Origin of the sequence: Stenotrophomonas rhizophila (assembly GCF_003651185.1) — a bacterium.
Lineage (GTDB): Bacteria > Pseudomonadota > Gammaproteobacteria > Xanthomonadales > Xanthomonadaceae > Stenotrophomonas > Stenotrophomonas maltophilia_Z.
The window spans coordinates 155,682-174,396 of sequence record NZ_RCDC01000004.1 but is presented as its reverse complement, the minus strand read 5'-3'; the positions used below and the strand labels follow the sequence as shown (position 1 = coordinate 174,396).

Annotated in this window: 16 protein-coding genes; all 16 read left to right on the top strand. The window is 67.6% G+C overall.

What is annotated here, in order from left to right:
• The first annotated feature begins 49 nt into the window (after positions 1 to 49).
• The 16 genes from flhB to BCL79_RS00740 all read left to right on the top strand — a co-directional run bounded on the left by flhB (position 50) and on the right by BCL79_RS00740 (position 18,570).
• Positions 50 to 1,180: a flagellar biosynthesis protein FlhB gene (gene flhB, locus BCL79_RS00815; protein ID WP_121036729.1), complete on the top strand. Its 1,131-nt coding sequence runs from the start codon at positions 50 to 52 to the stop codon at positions 1,178 to 1,180.
• Positions 1,177 to 3,279, top strand: coding sequence for a flagellar biosynthesis protein FlhA (gene flhA / locus BCL79_RS00810; RefSeq protein ID WP_121036728.1), 2,103 nt, complete (start codon positions 1,177 to 1,179; stop codon positions 3,277 to 3,279). The genes flhB and flhA overlap by 4 nt, the downstream gene beginning before the upstream one ends.
• Before the next feature lie 149 nt (positions 3,280 to 3,428).
• Positions 3,429 to 5,081, top strand: a complete 1,653-nt coding sequence (gene flhF / locus BCL79_RS00805; RefSeq protein ID WP_121041038.1) for a flagellar biosynthesis protein FlhF — start codon at positions 3,429 to 3,431, stop codon at positions 5,079 to 5,081.
• A complete protein-coding gene (locus BCL79_RS00800) occupies positions 5,068 to 5,955 on the top strand; it encodes a MinD/ParA family ATP-binding protein (RefSeq protein ID WP_019182906.1) in 888 nt (295 codons plus the stop codon). The genes flhF and BCL79_RS00800 overlap by 14 nt, the downstream gene beginning before the upstream one ends.
• Positions 5,952 to 6,698 carry an RNA polymerase sigma factor FliA gene (locus tag BCL79_RS00795; RefSeq protein WP_019182907.1) on the top strand — a complete coding sequence of 249 codons (747 nt, stop codon included), beginning with the start codon at positions 5,952 to 5,954 and terminating at the stop codon, positions 6,696 to 6,698. The genes BCL79_RS00800 and BCL79_RS00795 overlap by 4 nt, the downstream gene beginning before the upstream one ends.
• A 16-nt stretch (positions 6,699 to 6,714) precedes the next feature.
• Positions 6,715 to 7,107 (top strand): chemotaxis response regulator CheY, encoded by a 393-nt coding sequence (gene cheY / locus BCL79_RS00790; protein ID WP_179459007.1) that lies wholly within the window; start codon positions 6,715 to 6,717, stop codon positions 7,105 to 7,107.
• The gene (locus BCL79_RS00785) at positions 7,107 to 7,721 is read left to right on the top strand and encodes a protein phosphatase CheZ (protein ID WP_121036727.1); all 615 of its coding nucleotides are present in this window, start codon (positions 7,107 to 7,109) and stop codon (positions 7,719 to 7,721) included. The genes cheY and BCL79_RS00785 overlap by 1 nt, the downstream gene beginning before the upstream one ends.
• A gap of 5 nt (positions 7,722 to 7,726) precedes the next feature.
• Complete coding sequence (locus tag BCL79_RS00780; protein WP_121036726.1) at positions 7,727 to 9,559, top strand: chemotaxis protein CheA; 1,833 nt, start codon at positions 7,727 to 7,729, stop codon at positions 9,557 to 9,559.
• Positions 9,560 to 9,638: 79 nt separating this feature from the next.
• Positions 9,639 to 10,379, top strand: a complete 741-nt coding sequence (locus tag BCL79_RS00775) for a flagellar motor protein (RefSeq protein ID WP_121036725.1) — start codon at positions 9,639 to 9,641, stop codon at positions 10,377 to 10,379.
• A gap of 1 nt (position 10,380) precedes the next feature.
• Positions 10,381 to 11,382 (top strand): flagellar motor protein MotD, encoded by a 1,002-nt coding sequence (gene motD / locus BCL79_RS00770; RefSeq protein WP_121036724.1) that lies wholly within the window; start codon positions 10,381 to 10,383, stop codon positions 11,380 to 11,382.
• Between the two features lie 5 nt (positions 11,383 to 11,387).
• Positions 11,388 to 12,170, top strand: coding sequence for a ParA family protein (locus BCL79_RS00765; RefSeq protein ID WP_088435041.1), 783 nt, complete (start codon positions 11,388 to 11,390; stop codon positions 12,168 to 12,170).
• A complete protein-coding gene (locus BCL79_RS00760; protein WP_121036723.1) occupies positions 12,167 to 13,180 on the top strand; it encodes a chemotaxis protein CheW in 1,014 nt (337 codons plus the stop codon). The genes BCL79_RS00765 and BCL79_RS00760 overlap by 4 nt, the downstream gene beginning before the upstream one ends.
• Before the next feature lie 70 nt (positions 13,181 to 13,250).
• Entirely contained in the window at positions 13,251 to 13,559 is a 309-nt protein-coding gene (locus tag BCL79_RS00755; RefSeq protein WP_121036722.1) for an STAS domain-containing protein, read from the top strand.
• Positions 13,556 to 13,921 carry a response regulator gene (locus BCL79_RS00750; RefSeq protein WP_088435039.1) on the top strand — a complete coding sequence of 122 codons (366 nt, stop codon included), beginning with the start codon at positions 13,556 to 13,558 and terminating at the stop codon, positions 13,919 to 13,921. The genes BCL79_RS00755 and BCL79_RS00750 overlap by 4 nt, the downstream gene beginning before the upstream one ends.
• 45 nt (positions 13,922 to 13,966) lie before the next feature.
• Positions 13,967 to 15,934, top strand: a complete 1,968-nt coding sequence (locus BCL79_RS00745; protein ID WP_121036721.1) for a chemotaxis protein CheA — start codon at positions 13,967 to 13,969, stop codon at positions 15,932 to 15,934.
• A 392-nt stretch (positions 15,935 to 16,326) separates the two neighbouring features.
• Entirely contained in the window at positions 16,327 to 18,570 is a 2,244-nt protein-coding gene (locus tag BCL79_RS00740) for a methyl-accepting chemotaxis protein (RefSeq protein ID WP_121036720.1), read from the top strand.
• Positions 18,571 to 18,715 lie beyond the last annotated feature (145 nt).

Here is an 18,715-nt window from a genome sequence, read left to right as displayed (position 1 = left end):
GGAACGGTTCTTGCACGACCCCGGGTAATCCCCCCGTGTCGTGCAGCCCATGTCCGAGAACGAACAAGCCGGCGAAAAGACCGAATTACCCACCGAAAAACGCCTGCGCGATGCCCGGGAACAGGGCAACATCCCGCGCTCGCGGGAGCTGGCGACGGCGGCCGTGTTCGGTGCCGGCGTGCTGGCGCTGATGGCGTTCTCCGGCACCATCGCCCGCAACGCCAAGACCTGGATGCAGTTCGCGCTCAGCCCCGAGCCGGGCCTGCGCCTGCATCCCCAGGCGCTGTTCGGCCACTTCGGCGAGCTGCTGCTGCGCCTGCTGCTGGGCATGTGGCCGCTCGTGGTGATCTGCCTGTTGGCCAGTTTCCTGTCGCCGGTGGTGATGGGCGGGCTGCGCTGGTCGAACAAGTCGCTGATGCCCGATTTCAAGCGGCTCAGCCCGATGGCCGGCATGAAGCGCCTCTACGGGCCTGAGGCGATCGCCGAGTTCACCAAGTCGCTGCTGCGCATCGCCTTCGTCGGCACCGCGGCGGGGCTGGTGGTGTGGCACGGCGTGCGGCCGCTGCGCGACCTGCTCAACCAGCCCCTGGAAGCGGCGATGGTGCAGGGCCTGGGCTTCACCCTGAAGCTGATGCTGGCCACCGGCGGCGCGATGATGCTGCTGGCCGCCATCGATGCGCCGTACCAGCGCTGGAACTGGATGCGCAAGCTGAAGATGACCCGTGAAGAGCTGCGCCGGGAAATGAAGGAAAGCGAGGGCAGCCCCGAGGTCAAGGGCCGTATCCGCCAGCTGCAGCAGCAGATGTCCAACCGCCGGATGATGGAAGCGGTGCCCACGGCCGATGTCGTGGTGGTCAACCCCACCCACTACGCGGTCGCCCTGAAGTACGAAGGCGGAAAGATGGGCGCGCCTACCGTGGTCGCCCTGGGCGTGGATGAAACCGCCCTGCGCATCCGTGAAGTGGCCGACGGCAACAAGGTCGCCATCGTCTCCGCCCCGCCTTTGGCACGCGCCTTGTATCGGGAAGGTCAACTTGGAAAGGAAATTCCCGTGAGACTGTATTCGGCCGTGGCCCAGGTGCTCTCCTACGTCTACCAGCTGCGCAGCTGGGGGACCGGCCCGATGCCGGCGGCACCGAGCATCGATATCGATGAATTCGGCAAGGGAGGCCGCCCATGAGCGCGCAACCTGCCGGGATGAACGTGCGCCGCGCGCTGGACATGATCCGCCACGGGCTGGGTGCCCCGCTGATCGTGCTGGCCCTGCTGGCCATGGTGGTGGTGCCGCTGGCACCGCCGGTGCTCGATGCACTGTTCACCTTCAACATCGCCATCTCGCTGATGGTGCTGCTGGCGGTGGTCTACGTGAAGCGCCCGCTGGACTTCACCATCTTCCCGATCGTGCTGCTGGTCACCACGATGCTGCGGCTGGCCTTGAACGTGGCCTCCACCCGCGTGATCCTGCTCAACGGCCAGAACGGCCACGAAGCAGCCGGCAAGGTGATCGCCTCGTTCGGTGAGTTCGTGATCGGCGGCAACTACGCGGTCGGCATCGTGGTGTTCGCGATCCTGACCATCATCAATTTCGTGGTGATCACCAAGGGTGCCGGGCGCGTCTCCGAAGTGACCGCACGCTTCATCCTCGATGCCATGCCCGGCAAGCAGATGGCGATCGACGCCGATCTCAACGCCGGTTTGCTGACGCGTGAAGAGGCCAAGGCCCGTCGTGAGGAGGTCCGCGAGGAAGCCGACTTCTACGGTGCGATGGACGGTGCCAGCAAGTTCATCCGCGGCGATGCGATCGCCGGCATCCTGATCCTGTTCATCAACCTGGTCGGTGGCCTGGCGGTCGGCGTGCTCCAGCACGGCATGCCGTTTGGTGATGCCGCCGCGACCTACACCCTGCTCTCCATCGGTGACGGCCTGGTCGCCCAGCTCCCGGCGCTGCTGGTGTCCTCGGCGGTCGCCATGCTGGTCACCCGCGCCTCGCGCTCGCAGGACATGGCCCAGGCCATGATGGGCCAGGTGTTCGGCCAGTACCGCGCGCTGACCATCGCCGCCGCGATTCTGGCGGTGGTCGGCCTGGTGCCGGGCATGCCCAACGTCGCCTTCTTGACGCTGGCCGCGATCCTCTTCTTCATCGCCTGGAAGGCCTGGAAAAAGAGCACGGCCGAAGCCCGCGCCGCCGAATCTCCCGCCGCCAACCGTCCCGATACCCTCGGCCTGCCCGGCGCGGCGCCCTCGCCCACCGCCGAGCTGACCTGGGATGAGCTGCGCCCGGTCGATCCGCTCGGCCTGGAAGTCGGCTACCGGTTGATTCCGCTGGTGGACAAGAACCAGGGCGGCGAGCTGATGGCGCGGATCAAGGGCGTGCGCCGCAAGCTCACCCACGACATCGGCTTCCTGATTCCCTCCGTGCATATCCGCGACAACCTGGAACTGCCGGCCACCGCGTATCGCCTGCTGATCCACGGCGTGCCGGTGGCCACCGCCGAGATCCACCCCGACCGCGAACTCGCGTTGGACCCGGGCAGCGCCCTGGGCACGCTGGAGGGCATCGCCGGCAAGGATCCTGCCTTCGGGCTGGATGCGACCTGGATCCAGCCACACCAGCGTGCCAATGCCGAATCGATGGGCTACACCGTGGTCGACCCGGCCACCGTGGTCGCCACCCATTTGTCGCACCTGATCCGCGAGCACGCCCCGGAGCTGCTTGGCCATGAAGAAGTGCAGCAGTTGCTGGCCAACCTGGCCAAGAGCGCGCCGAAGCTGGTCGAAGATCTGACACCCAAGTCGCTGCCGCTGTCGGCCGTGGTGCGCGTGCTGCAGAACCTGCTGATCGAGCGCATTCCGATCCGCCAGCTGCGCAAGATCGTTGAATCGCTGGTGGAAAGCGCGCCGACCAGCCAGGACCCGGCCGTGCTCACCGCTGCCGTGCGCAATGCGCTGGGCCGTTTCATCGTGCAGGAGATCGCCGGGATGTCGCCGGAGCTGCCGGTCTTCACCCTCAACCCGCAACTGGAACGCGTCTTGCAGGAGTCCACACAGGGCAACGGCGCCGCGCTGGAACCCGGACTCGCCGAGCGACTGCATCAAAGCCTGGCCGAATGTGTCGGCAAGCAGGAAGCGAAGAACGAGCCGGCGGTCGTGCTGGTGCCCGGCCCGGTACGTGCCGCGCTGGCACGGCTGGTACGCCACAGCGTCCCCTCGCTGTCCGTACTCGCCTACAGCGAGGTGCCCGAGGACAAACGGTTGAAGCTGGTCGGCACGATCAGTTGAGCCGGACACCCGACGGCACCGCGACAGAAAACAGACACCTCATTCGATTTCACCGCAGCAGGAAATAAAGGGACTCCCTGACCGTGCAGACCACCGACAACCAGCGTTTCCCTTCCACCACTCCGCCGCCCCAGTCCCGGTACCACAGCATGAAAATCAAACGCTTCGTCGCCTCCGATATGCGCTCGGCCATGAACCTGGTGCGCAAGGAACACGGGCCGGACGCAGTGATCCTGTCCAACCGCCGGATCGCCGAAGGTGTCGAAATCGTGGCGGCGGCCAACTACGACGAAAGCGCCGTGCAGCGTGCGCTGGAAGCGGCCCGCAAGGACGTCGCGCCGCCGGCACCGCGCCCGCGCAGCGCCGCCGATGCCGTGATTGCCGCGGTGACCCGCCGCAAGGCCCCGGTCGCCACGCCCGAGCCGGTGGCCGCAACCACCTCGGCCGTGGCCGCACTGGCCCGCGCCGCCGTCGGCGCGACCGGTCGCACCCTGGATACCGCCAACGAAATCGTGCCGCCGCCGGGCAGCGACGGTTTCGCTGCCACCCTGGCCCGCGCCAGCGTCAGCCCTGCCGTCAATGAACCGTCGCTGCCGGAGCAGATCTTCGCGCCGTTCAACGTCGAGCAGGCCGCCGCCGCCTCGCCTGCCGCACCGGTAGAGGCCATCGCCGCACCCGCCCCGATCAACCGCGCCCGCTTCGTGATCGATCCGCCACTGGAGGAGACGGACGAGACCGTGCTGCCGGTCGCCGCTGCGCTCGCGCCCTTGCCGATCGTCGCGGCTGCCCTGCCGCCGGCCCTCCCGCTGCCGATCGCCGAGACCGTCATCGCCGCCGCCAATGAACCGGCACCGGTCGGGGCCAGCGTGCCGGAACTGACGGTCATCCAGCGCGATGACGAAGAAATCCGCCAGCTGCGCCATGAAGTGGCCGGCATGCGCCATGTCATCGAGCGCGAGATGCACCGCTTCACCGATGAGCGCCTGCGCGGCTCGCCGGTGCGCGCCGCCGCACTGGACCTGATGGACGAATACGGCTTCGACGCCGGCATCAGCCGCGACGTGGCCATGCAGATTCCGCTGGATACCGAGGCCCACCGTGGCCGCGGCCTGATGCTCGGCCTGCTCTCCAAGAAGCTGCCGATCGCCCCGGTCGATCCGCTGGAAGCCGGCGGCGTGATCGCCCTGGTCGGCCCCACCGGCGCCGGCAAGACCACCACCATCGCCAAGCTGGCCTCGCGTTTCGCCGAGGCGCATGCCGCCCGCGATGTCGCCCTGGTCACCACCGATACCGGCCGCATCGGCGCCCGCGAGCAGCTGTACGGCTTCGGCCGCCAGCTCGGCATCGCCGTCCACGAGGCCAGCAGCGGCAGCGATCTGAACCAGCTGCTGGAACGCCTGAAGGACTACAAGCTGGTCCTGATCGACACCGCCGGCCTGGGCCCGCGCGACCGCGCCCTGGCGGCCCAGCTGCAGTGGCTGCGTGCCGCCGAGCAGATCCGCACCCTGCTGGTGCTGCCGGCCAACACCAGCTTCGGCGACATGGACGAGGTGGTCCGCCGCTTCAGCGCCGCCAACCCGCAGGGCGTGGTGCTGAGCAAGCTGGACGAAACCGGCCGCTTCGGTACCGCCCTATCGGTGGCCGTGGATCACCGCCTGCCGATCACCTGGGTCACCGATGGCCAGGACGTTCCTGACGACCTGCACCGTGCCAGTGCGGCCAATCTTGTACTTCGCCTTGAAGATTTGCGCCGCGCGGCCGATATGCCCTGCAACCCGGAGTTGAACCATGCCGTCGCGTGAGTACGCCAAGCTGACCAAGACCTTCCCGTTGTCGGCTACCCGAAGCCAGCCGCTGGGCCCGGTCCGCACCATCGCCGTCACCGGCGGCAAGGGCGGCGTGGGCAAAACGAACGTTTCGGCCAATCTGGCCGTGGCGCTGGCAGACATGGGCAAGCGCACGCTGCTGCTGGATGCCGACCTCGGCCTGGCCAACATCGACGTGATCCTCGGCCTGCAGCCGAAGGTGACCCTGGCCGACCTCGTCGCCGGGCGCTGCACGCTGGAAGAAGTGATCATGGAAGGCCCCGGCGGCGTGCTGGTGGTCCCGGCCGCCTCCGGCCGCCGCCACATGGCCGAGCTGCAGCCGGCCGAGCACGTCGGCCTGGTCAACGTGTTCTCCGAGCTCGAGCGCGAGCTGGACATCATGATCGTGGATACCGCCGCCGGCATCACCGATGGCGTGCTGACCTTCTGCCAGGCCGCACAGGACACCGTGGTGGTGGTCTGCGATGAGCCGGCCTCGATCACCGACGCCTACGCGCTGATCAAGGTCCTCTCGCGCGAGCGCGGCGTGGACCGGATCCAGGTGGTGGCCAACATGGTGCGCGACCCGAACGAAGGCCGCGTGCTGTACGAAAAGCTGAGCCGCGTCTGCGAGAAGTTCCTCGCCGATGTCTCGCTGAACTACCTGGGCTGCGTGCCGCAGGATGACTGGCTGCGCCTGTCGGTGCAGCGCCAGCAGCCGGTGGTGAAGGCCTACCCGTCCAGCCCGGCCGCCCTGGCGCTGACCGAGATCGCGCGCCGCACCGCCCGCTGGCAGGCCCCGACCGAGCCGCGTGGCGGGGTCGAATTCTTCCTGGAACGCATCCTCAAGCAACGCGGGGTGACGGTATGAAGGGCGCAGCACAATACAAAGAAGTCCAGCGGACCGCGGCCAACGAGTGCATTGCCCAGCACTCGGATCTGGTCCGCCGCATCGCCCATCATCTGGCGGCACGTCTGCCAGCCAGCGTGGAGGTCGACGACCTGATCCAGGCCGGCATGATGGGCCTGATCGAGGCCTCGCGCAGCTACGACGCCGACCAGGGCGCCTCGTTCGAAACCTACGCCTCGATCCGCATCCGCGGTTCGATGATCGATGAAATCCGCCGTGGCGACTGGGTGCCGCGCTCGGTGCACCGCCGCGCCCGCGATGCCGCCGCGACCATCCGTCGCCTGGAGCAGAGCACCGGCCGTGCCGCCAGCGCCACCGAAGTGGCCGCCGCGATGGACATGCCGCTGCCGGATTACCTGCGCCTGATGGAAGACGCCTCGCGGGGCCAGGTGCTGAGCCTGGAATCGCGGATCGAGGACCAGGGCGAACTGGACACCGTCGCCCAGGGCGGCCCGACCCCGCAGCAGGTGCTGGAACGCGGCGAGTTCGGGCGTGAGCTGGGCAACGCGATCGGCCTGCTGCCCGAGCGCGAACAGCTGGTGCTGTCGCTGTACTACGAGCAGGAACTGAACCTGAAAGAGATCGGCGCCGTGTTGGGTGTCAGCGAATCGCGCGTGTGCCAGATCCATGGCCAGGCCGTGCTGCGCCTGCGGGGCCGGCTGAAGATCTTCGAGGCGGCAGACGCCGGCCTCGAGAACCATTGAAATCGAGGAAAGTGCTTTGAACAAGAACATGCGTATCCTGATCGTCGACGACTTCTCGACCATGCGTCGTATCGTCAAGAACCTGCTGGGCGATCTGGGCTTCACCAATACGGCCGAAGCCGAGGACGGGCATGCCGCGCTGGCGCTGTTGCAGAGCCAGCCGTTCGATTTCGTGGTCACCGACTGGAACATGCCGGTCATGACCGGCATCGACCTGCTCAAGGCCGTGCGTGCCGACGCCAAGCTCAAGACGCTCCCGGTGCTGATGGTGACCGCGGAAGCCAAGCGCGAGCAGATCATTGAAGCGGCGCAGGCCGGCGTGAACGGGTACATCATCAAGCCGTTCACCGCCCAGACCCTGGAAGAAAAGCTCGGCAAGATCTTTGAACGCCTGGCGGCGAGCGCCTGATGGAAACCCTGAGCGACAAATCCGCGCTGGTGCAGCGCCTGCAGGATGCCCTGGCCGCGCTGGAAAGCGGTGACGAAGCCGGTTGGCGCCGGGAAATCGACGCCCTCGCCGCGCTGCGCACGCAGCCGATGATGGCCGGCCTGAACCGCCTGGCCCGCGAGCTCGGCCAGGCCTTGGGCGAACTGCCCAGCCTGCCCAGCGAAGCCGGCGAGCTGGATGACGCCTGCGCGCGCCTGGACCACGTGGTGGCGATGACCGAACAGGCCACCCACCGCACGCTGGACCTGGCCGAAGAATGTCGCTCGCTCACCGAACAGCTGCGCGCCAACGGGTTGACGCCCGACCAGGGCCAGCAACTGGACCGGATCCGCCACAACCTCACCGAAATCGCGCTGACCCAGAGCTACCAGGACCTGACCGGGCAGATCATCCGCCGCGTGGTCGGGATCGTGCGTCGCGTGCATGAGGGCTTCGGTGCGCTCGGCCTGCCCCCGCAGGAAGACGAGAACAAGCGCGACAACAACGGCCTGGCCGGCCCGGCCCTGAAGGGCCTGGATCGCCATGCGGTGTCACAGAACGACGCCGACGACCTGCTCTCGGACCTGGGACTGTAACGATCATGAGTGCTGTGCCAGACGATATCGCTGCCGACTTCATCCTCGAGGCCCAGGAAATCCTGGATCGCCTCGGCGAACAGCTGGTGTCGCTGGAGCAGGCGCCCCAGGATGCCGACCAGCTCAACGCCGTGTTCCGTGGCTTCCACACGCTCAAGGGCGGTGCCGGCTTCCTCGGCATCCAGGCGATGGTCGAGCTGTGCCACGCCGCCGAGGAAACCCTCGGCATGGCCCGCTCCGGCCAGGCCACGCTGCAGGCCCACCACTTCGATGCGGCCCAGCAATCGCTGGATTACCTGCAGTCGATGCTGGATTCGGTCTCGGCCGGGACCGAGCCGGGCTACGCCCCGCCGGAGCTGATCGCCCAGTTCGACGTCAGCGGGCCGGCCACGCCGGCGCCGGCGGCTGCCACCACGGCCAGCGGCGGCGAGATGATCACCGATGATGAGTTCGAGGCGCTGCTCGACCAGTTGCATGGCGGTGCCGCACCGACCGCCATCGCGGCCCCGAAGAAAGATGACGGCCTGATCGGCGAGGACGAGTTCGAAGCCCTGCTGGACCAGCTGCACGGTGGCGCTGTTCCCGGCGCCAAGGCCGGTGCCGCCGCGCCGGTGGCTGCACCGCGCGCCGTGGCTGCGCCGGCCGCACCGGGCGCCAAGCCGGCCCCGGCCAAACCGGTCGCCGAAGCCGAACACACCGTGCGCGTGGACACCAAGCGCCTGGATGCGATCGTCAACCTGATCGGCGAGCTGGTGCTCTCACGCAACCGGCTCAAGACCCTGCGTGCGCGCCTGCACGATGAAGAGCTTGACCGTGCGGTCTCCACGTTGGACATCGCCACCGCCCGCCTGCAGTCGGCGGTCATGCGCACCCGCATGCAGCCGGTCGGCAAGGTGTTCTCGCGCTTCCCCAAGGTGGCGCGCGATGTCGCGCGCTCGCTGAAGAAGGAGGTCGAACTTGAGCTGATCGGTGCGGAAACCGAGCTGGACCGCAACCTGGTCGAAGCGCTGGCCGATCCTCTGGTCCATCTGGTCCGCAACGCGATCGACCACGGCGTGGAAATGCCGGACCTGCGCGAGGCCCAGGGCAAGCCGCGCAGTGGCCACGTGCGCCTGTCCGCGCAGCAGGAAGGCGACTACGTCAGCATCGAAGTGCAGGACGACGGCGCGGGTATCGACCCCGAACGCCTGCGCCAGAAGGCACGCGAGAAGGGCTTGATCGATCCGGAAGCCGCTGCCCGCCTGAGCAGCGAGGAATGCCTGCACCTGGTGTTCCTGCCCGGTTTCTCGACCAAGCAACAGGTCACCGACATCTCCGGCCGCGGCGTGGGCATGGACGTGGTCCAGTCCCGCATCCGCGAGCTCAGCGGCCAGATCCAGATCCAATCCGAGCTGGGCCGCGGCAGCCGCTTCATGATCCGCGTGCCGCTGACCCTGGCGATCCTGCCGACCCTGCTGGTGCAGGCCGGCGAAGACGTCTACGCCCTGCCCCTGGCCCGCGTGATGGAGGTGCTGCATGCCCCCAACACCTCCCTGGGCTGGTTCGACGGCCGCGCCGTGCTGGACCGCAAATCGCACACGCTCGCGCTGGTCGATCTGCGCCACTGGCTCGATGTCGAGCCGATGCCGTCCTCACTGCTGACCATCGTCGTACTGCAGGCCGGTGAAGCCCGCTTCGGCCTGGTGGTGGACCAGGTGCGCGGCCGCGAGGAAGTCGTGATCAAGCCGCTTCCGAAAGCCCTGCGCGGGTTGCGTGGCTATGCCGGCGCCACCCTCATCGGTGACGGCCGCATGGCGCTGATCCTGGACGTGGACGGGCTGCGTACCCACCACGATTGACCGCGTGAAAGTGTGACCGCCGCATCACTGGATTCCTTCGGCGTCTCAAGTCCCATTCACACAAGCCGATAACGGACCCATGGACAGACTCAGCCTCATTGGACTTTTCCTCGCGTTGGCCTCACTGGTCGGCGGCAGCATCCTCAAGGGGGCCGGTCTGGCGTCGCTGTGGTCGCCGGCCGCCTTCGTGATCGTCATCGTCGGCACCATCGCCTCGATCCTGCTGCATACCTCGCCGGCCGTGTTCAAGCACGCCTTCAAGATCGTGAAGTGGGTGATCCTGCCGCCGAGCAGCGACCGCCGCCACCTGATCCAGCAGATCGTGGAGTGGAGCAACATCGCCCGCCGCCAGGGCCTGCTCGGTCTGGAAGCGCAGGTCGACGCCCAGGACGATCCGTTCCTGCGCAAGGGGCTGCAGCTGCTGGTGGACGGCGTGGAGCCGGAGACCATCCGGCACATGATGGAGATCGAGCTGAGCAGCCAGGAAAGCCAGGATCTGGCCGCGTCCAAGGTGTTCGAGGGCATGGGCATCTATGCGCCGACGCTGGGCATCATCGGCGCGGTGCTCGGCCTGATCGCGGTGATGAAGAATCTTGCCGACCCGAGCAAGCTCGGCCACGGCATCGCGGCGGCGTTCACCGCCACCATCTACGGCATCGCCTCGGCCAACCTGCTGTTCCTGCCGGTCTCGGCCAAGCTCAAGAGCGTGATCCACCACAACAGCCGCGACCGCGAAATGATCATCGAAGGGCTGATTTCCATCGCCCAGGGTGAGAACCCGCGCAACATCGAAACCAACCTGTCCGGGTTCCTGCACTGACATGGCCCGCCGCAAGCACCACGAAGAACATGCCAACCATGAGGCCTGGGCGATCCCTTACGCCGACCTCATGACGCTGCTGCTCGCCTTCTTCGTGGTGATGTACGCCATCTCCTCGCTCAACGAGGGCAAATACCGGATCATGGCCGACGCGCTGACCACCGCCTTCGGTGGCGCGCCGCGCACCATCAACCCGGTGCAGGTCGGCAACCAGCAGGTCCAGGGGGGCGGCTGGGACAGCCCCTCGGTGATCAGGGCCGGGACCAAGATCGGCCCCTCCGCCCCCGCCCCCAGCAACGACCCGACCCTGCTGCCGGCGATGGCCTCGCAGATGCGCATGCCGGTCTCGATCCGCAACCAGGAACAGCTGCAGCGCGCCGAGCGTCAGCTCAACGGCATCGCCGACAAGCTCACCGCCACGCTGGCGCCGCTGATCGAACGCGGCATGATCACCGTGCGTCGCACAGAGCTGTGGATCGAAGTGGAGATCAACAGCGACATCCTGTTCCCGACCGGCTCGGCCACGTTGGATGTGCACGCGCGCGACACCCTCTCCAAGCTGGCCGTAGTGCTGCGTGATGCACCCAACGGCGTGCGCGTGGAAGGCCACACCGACAACATCCCGATCGCCACCTCGCTGTTCCCCTCCAACTGGGAGCTGTCGGCTGGGCGCGCGGCCAGCGTGGTGCACCTGTTCGCCGATCAGGGCCTGCAGCCGGCACGGCTGGCGATGGTTGGCTATGGCCAATTCCGCCCGCGCGAAGACAATGCCAGCGCCGAAGGCCGCAACCGCAACCGGCGGGTGATGGTGATCATCCTGGCCGATACCGCGCAGAGCATCGATCCGATCACCGACCGGCTCAGCGCCGATGCCGACGCCGCCGATGCGGCCAAGGCACCGGCCGCCAGCACCCCTGTTACCCCCATCGCACCGGTGCAGTTGCCACCGGTGCCGGCCGGCAGCCGCGTTGGCGCCGCCGTTCCGCCCGCAATGAAGGAGTGAACCGCATGCGTATCTGGGCTGTTGCCAATCAGAAAGGCGGGGTGGGCAAGACCACCACAACGCTCGCGCTCGGCCGCGGCTTGGCTACGCAGGGCCACCGCGTGCTGTTGATCGATCTGGATCCGCATTCGTCGCTGACCCGCGCCTTCGGCGTGCCGCTGGATCCACCGCCGCAGGGCGTGCTGGAACTGTTCGCCGCGCCACCGGCCGAGCTTTCCACCCTCGCCCACCACAGCGACATCCCGGGCCTGGACTACGTCTGCGCGCAGGCCGCGCTGGCCACGCTGGAGCGCCGCAGCGCGAACCAGCCCGGCCTCGGCCTGGCCCTGCAGAATGCGTTGGGCCGCCATCAGGGACAGCACGATTACATCCTGCTCGACTGCGCGCCCACCCTGGGCCTGTTGATGATCAACGCACTGGCCGCAGCCGACCGCCTGATCATCCCCACCCAGGCCGAGCCGCTGGCCCTGCACGGCCTGGATGGGATGGTCCGCACCGGCGAAATGGTCGAGCGCTCGCGCCGCCGCCCGCTGCCGATGTCGATCCTGCCGACCCTGTTCGACCGCCGCACCCGCGCTGGCAACGAAACCGTCAAGCTGATGCAGGACAAGCACGGCCACCGCGTCTGGGAAGACGCGATCCCGGTCGACACCCGGATCTGCAACGCCGCCAGCCTCACCGTGCCACCGCAATCGGAGGACTACCCCGGGCGTGGCCTGGCCGCCTACCGCCGCGCCCTGGAATGGATCCTGGCCGACGATGCGCAGCAGATGGAGCGCGCGGCATGAACACCGCCGGCGTCCTGGACGACTACCTGGAGCAGCTGCTCGGCGACGCGATGCCGGCGCCGACAGAGGCGCCGGTGCCGGTCGCAGTGGCCGAGGTGGTGGATGCTCTCGCCGCAACCGAAGCCATCGAAGCAGTGGACGCCGGGTCTGCCACCGTCGACGTGGGCGTCACCGAAGCAGCTTCGGCGGCTGAATCAATTGCTGTCGCGCCGGGCTTCGACGACCTGCTCGATGAACTGCGCAACGACCCCCTCCTCAGCGGCGCGATGCCTGCACCCGTGGACGAAGCCCGCCCCAGCTGGGACGACCTGCCGCCCGAGGTCGTCTACGAAATAGATCCCGTGGCCACAGGTGCCGACGCGCCCGCAACAGCCCCCGCCCCGGCACCGATCGCGGCGGTGCCAAGCGCCCGCGCACCGATCGCCCGGCCGATGCCCTCCATGACGCCGATGCCGCCGATGCCGGCCGCCACCAGCGTCCGCGCCGGCAGCCCTTCGCTGGCACAGAGCCGCCCCGGCAGCTGGGAGGAACTACAACGCCAGGCACGTGACCCGGCCTCCAGCCCGCGCGAGAACCGTCGCGCCAGCGAACGCACCTCCCGCTGGCTGCGCCTGCGCTGCGGCGCCCAGGCCTACGCGCTGGAACTGCTCAAGGTCCAGGAAGTGGTCCTGCCGGTGCCGTTGCTGCCGCTGCGCGGCACCTCGCCGGCAATGCTGGGCATCATGAACCTGCGCGGCCAGGTGGTGCCGGTGATGGACCTGGGCATCCACCTGGGCAGCAGCGCCGCCGGTAACGACGCCAATACCCGCATCGTGGTGCTGGAAGAGAACGGCGAGACCATGGGCCTGCGCGTCTCGGCCGTGGAGGATGTCGCCAACCTCACCGATTCGCAGATCGAGCCCCCCGATACCGCCCGCATCTGCCAGATCTCCAACGACCTCTTCCGGGGCGTGGCCCGCGGTGGCGCCCAGCCGATGATCCTGCTGGATGCGACGCAGCTGCTGAACTGACCGCCGGAACGGCTAAAGCTTCCCGGGTTATTGCCGTTATAGACCTCGGAACCGTTTGTCCGGAGCAATGATGAGCACTGTGGCCCTGGGTGATGATCTCGGCATCGAGACCAGCACCGAGCTGAAAACACGTTTGGCCCCCCTGGTGGATCAGGCCGGCGATCTGACGCTGGATGCCAGCCAGGTCGGCCGTATCCATACCGCCTCGGTGCAGGTGCTGTGCGCATTCGTCGAGGCCCGCCGCAAGGCCGGGCATCCCACCGGATTCCACGGTTGCACCGCAACCTTCCGTGATGCCGCGCGTCTGCTCGGCGTCACCCAGGCCCTCGGCCTGGATGCACCCCATGACAACCTGAAATCTGTGGAGAACGCTGCATGAGCGCACGTATCTTGGTGGTGGACGATTCGGCGTCGATGCGCCAGATGGTCTCTTTCGCCCTCACCTCGGCCGGCTTTTCCGTCGAGGAAGCCGAAGACGGCGCGGTCGCCCTCGGTCGTGCCAAGGGCCAACGCTTCAACGCGGTGGTCACCGACGTCAACATGCCCAACATGGATGGCATCGCGCTGATCCGTGAGCTGCGCCAGCTGCCGGACTACAAGTTCACGCCGATGCTGATGCTGACCACCGAATCGGCCGCGGACAAGAAGTCCGAAGGCAAGGCCGCCGGCGCGACCGGCTGGCTGGTCAAGCCGTTCAACCCGGAACAGCTGGTCGCCACCGTCCAGAAAGTCCTGGGCTGATCCCGCTTCACCCTTCCCTCCCCTCGCACCTGGACACCCCGCACCATGAGCATGGATCTGCAACGTTTCCACGCCACCTTCTTCGAAGAAAGCCGCGAGGGGCTGGATGCGATGGAAGCTGGCCTGCTGGCGCTCGAATCGGGCCAGCAGGACCCGGAGATCATCAACTCGGTGTTCCGTGCCGCGCATTCGATCAAGGGCGGCGCCGGCACCTTCGGCTTCGACGCGATCGCCGCGTTGACCCACGTACTGGAAACGCTGCTGGACGAACTGCGTGCCGGCAAGCGGGCGCTGGAGCCGGCCGCGGTTGATGCGATGCTGGCGTCGGTGGACGTGCTGCGCGCCCTGCTGCGCGAAGCCGAACACGGCCAGGCCGCAGATCCGCACGCGGTCGCCGAGGTCAAGGCGCGCCTGGAAGCGGTGCTGTCCGGCCAGGCCGCTGCTGCGGCACCGGTCGCCGCCGCCAAGGTCGATGACACCCCGGAGGCGTGGCAGATCGGTTTCGTGCCGGCGCCGTCGCTGTTCATGAGCGGCAACGACCCGCTGCGCATCATCCGCGAGCTCGAGCACCTGGGCTCGCTGCAGGTCGCCGCACGCCTGGATCGCCTGCCCGGCTTCGACCAGCTCGATCCGCTCGAAGCGCACCTGGCGTGGGACCTCGGCCTGGTCGGCAAGGTACCGCGCAGCAAGATCGAAGATACCTTCGCCTGGGTCGTGGACGACTGCGAACTGGACATCCGTCCGGCCGCACCGCCGAGCCTGGCCACCAGCGCGCCGGTCGAGGCCAAACCCGCCGTCGTCGCCCCCACGGCTGCGGCCGCACCGCCCGCCGCCGCCCATGAAGCCGAGACCTCGATCCGCGTCAGCGTGGACAAGGTCGATGCGCTGATCAATCTGGTCGGCGAACTGGTCATCACCCAGGCCATGCTCAAGCAGGTCTCGCACGCGCTGGATCCGGCGCAGGCCGAGCAGCTGCTGACCGGCCTGGATCTGCTGGAACGCAATACCCGCGATCTGCAGGAAGCGGTCATCGGCGTGCGCATGCTGCCGGTGGACGCGGTCTTCCGGCGCTTCCCGCGCCTGGTCCGCGATCTGTCCTCGCGCCTGGGCAAGCACGTGCGCCTGCGCACCATCGGCGAAGGCACCGAGCTGGACAAGGGCCTGATCGAGAAGATCGCCGATCCGCTCGTGCACCTGGTCCGCAACTCGATCGACCACGGCCTGGAAATGCCGGACGTGCGTCGCGAAGCGGGCAAGGACGAAACCGGTACGATCACGTTGGCGGCCTCGCATCAGGGCGGCCACATCGTGATCGAAGTCAGCGATGACGGCCGTGGCCTGAACCGCGACAAGATCCTGTCCAAGGCGCTCGAACGCGGCCTGAGCGTGCCGGACAACCCCACCGACGCGCAGGTCTGGGATCTCATCTTCCAGCCGGGCTTCTCCACCGCTGATGCCGTCACGGATCTGTCCGGTCGTGGCGTCGGCATGGATGTGGTCCGCCGCAACATCCAGGCGCTGGGTGGCGAAGTACAGCTGGAAAGCCAGGCCGGCAACGGCACCCGCGTGCTGATCCGCCTGCCGCTGACGTTGGCGATCCTGGATGGCATGACCGTCTCGGTGGCCGGCGAAACGTTGATCCTTCCCCTGGCCTATGTGCTCGAAGCCCTGCAACCGCAGGCCGACGATGTACGCACCATGGCCGGCGAAGGCCGGGTGCTGCGGGTGCGTGGCGAATACCTGCCGATCCTCTCGCTCAGCGAGTACTACGGCTACGGTGGCCGTGCCATGGACGATCCGCTGGTGGTGGTCGTCGAGGGCGACGGCCAGAAGATCGCGCTGGAAGTAGACGAACTGGTCGGCCAGCAGCAGGTCGTGGTCAAGAACATCGAGAACAACTACCGCCGTATCAGCGGGGTTTCCGGTGCGACCATCCTCGGCGACGGCCGGGTCGCGCTGATCGTCGACATCGGCGGCCTGGTGCGGTCGCTCAAGGTGCCACAGGCCGCATAACGCGCCTCCAGCATGCTGTCCCCGACGCCGCCGCTCCCCCGGGAGCGGCGGCGTTCGTTTGTGGGCGTGCGTGGGCGTCGGTGATCACGGTGCGTTGAACTGTGAACTCCATCAGCGGACGATGGCAGCGAGCCTCCCCTCCTGCCGTCCGCTTGCGTACGGACCAGCCCGCTCAAACCCTTGCAACAGCAACCATCGCCGCCCGCTGAACCGTGATGGCGAACGTGAAAAAAATGTGACGCAGCACTATCAAGTTGCGGTCGATCAGCGCCGCTATCCGAAGTAGCGACTACGGCAACCGTCGCGCTCCTCCGCTCCACTCTCTCCCATCCCCGCTGATTCCGCCCAGCACCCCACGGCTGTGCGTCACTGCCCTGCCCGGAGTTCCAATCATGAAGTGGTTCCACGACCTGCCCATCGCCCGCAAGCTGGCGGTAGGCTTCACCCTCACCACGTTGATGACACTGGCCCTGGGCAGCTTCGCCCTGCTCCGCCTGGGCGAAGCCAACGCCCAGCTGCGCGCGATGAGCACCAACGACATTCCCTCCGTGCAGCACCTGGGCGAAGTGCGTGCGCAGCTCGGCGAGTTCCGCACCTACGAAATGGCCCAGCTGACCGTGCTGGACAAGCCGGAGTCGGTCGCCGACTACGACAAGCGCATGGCCGACACCGGCAAGATCGTCAACGCCGAGCTGGCCGCCTACGCGCTGCTGCCGGCCGGCGACAAGGAACGTCAGTTGTACGAAGTGGTTGCCGCCCGCACCGCCGATTACTTCAAGGCCAACGGCCTGATCAAGGATGCCATCGCCGCTGGCGACGGCGTCACTGCCCAGCAGATTTCCGATGAACAGTCGCGCCCGGCGCGCCGTGCGCTGTTCGCCGCGCTCAAGGACCTGGGTGAGTTCAGCAACGGCGTGATGGCCAGCCGCATCGAGAGCGCCAACGCCACGCACCAGAACAGCGTCTACGCGATCCTCGGCTGCATCGTGCTGCTGTCGCTGCTGGCTGCCGTGATGGGCGTCGTGATCTCGCGCGCCATCACCCGCCCGCTCGGCCAGGCCGTGCACGCCATCCAGTCGGTCGCCCGTGGCGATCTGTCGGTCAACATCCAGGCCACCAGCAAGGATGAAGCCGGCAAGATGCTGACCGCCACCCGCGACATGACCGTGATGCTGCGCCGCTTCTCCGAGCAGACCCAGCAGATGGTGGAAATGCACGCCGGCCCGGACATCAGCCACCGTATTCCGGAAGATTTCCCGGGCGTGTATGGCCAGCTGGCCGCTGGCATCAACACGGTGATCTTCGAGCACCTGGATTCAATCAAGGACGCGATCAACGTCCTGAACCAGTACGCCGCCGGCGACCTCTCGCCGAACGCCCGCCGCCTGCCCGGCACCCGCGCTATCCTGCACGAATCAATGGATGCGGCCAAGGCCAGCCTGTTGGCGATCAACACCCAGATCCAGTCGCTGGCCCAGGCCGCTGCTGCAGGTGACTTCACCCAGCGTGGCGATGCGACGCGCTTCGACCACGACTTCCGGGTCATGATCGAGCACCTCAACACGATGATGCAGGTCGCCGATGGCAATCTGTCCCAGCTCTCGCACCTGCTGCAGTCCATCGCCAACGGCGACCTCACCGCGCGCATGCAGGGCGAGTTCCACGGCGTGTTCGCCTCGATGCGCGACGACGCCAACACCACCGTTGCCCAGCTGACCCAGATCGTCGGCCGCATCCAGCAGGCGTCCTCCAGCATCAGCACCGCGGCCGGCGAGATCGCCTCGGGCAACAACGATCTGTCGCGCCGTACCGAGCAGCAGGCCGCCAATCTGGAAGAAACCGCGGCTTCGATGGAGGAACTGACCTCCACCGTGCGCCAGAACGCCGAACACGCCCGTCAGGCCAACCAGCTTGCCATCGGCGCGCACTCGGTCGCCTCGCAGGGCGGTGACGTGGTGGGCCGCGTGGTCAGCACCATGCACGAAATCGACGCCTCCTCGCGCCGCATCGCCGACATCATCACCGTGATCGACGGCATCGCCTTCCAGACCAACATCCTGGCGCTGAACGCCGCGGTGGAAGCCGCCCGTGCCGGTGAGCAGGGTCGTGGGTTCGCGGTCGTCGCCTCCGAAGTGCGCACCCTGGCCCAGCGCTCGGCCGGCGCGGCCAAGGAGATCAAGGGCCTGATCGACGAATCGGTCGGCAAGGTCGCCGAAGGCTCGCAACTGGTCAACCAGGCCGGCGCCACCATGGGCGAGATCGTCGCCTCGGTGCAGCGCGTGACCGACATCATGGCCGAGATCTCCGCGGCCTCGCAGGAGCAGTCCGCCGGCATCGAGCAGGTCAACCAGACCGTGGTGCAGATGGATGAGACCACCCAGCAGAACGCCGCGCTGGTGGAGGAAGCCACCGCCGCTGCCCGTGCGATGGAAGAACAGGCCGGCCATCTGACCGATGCGGTCGCGCTGTTCAAGCTGGAGGGCCAGGCGCACGCAGCACCCGCAGCCGTCATCCGCGCACCCGCCCCGCCGCGCGCTGCGGCACCGGCCAAGCCGCGCAGCGTGGTGGCCGCGCCCCGCCGTGTCATGAGCCGTGAACCGGCCCTGGCCAACGATACCGAGTGGCAGGAATTCTGATCGCGTTCGGCACGTGATCGATCGACCTTCGACACCCCGCTCCGGCGGGGTGTCGTCGTTTCGCCGGTGCCATGCCACGCCACAGCCGCACAATTCCCCTACATAAATGTGAACTACTGCCGATAAACGGACTGAGCCCCGGCAT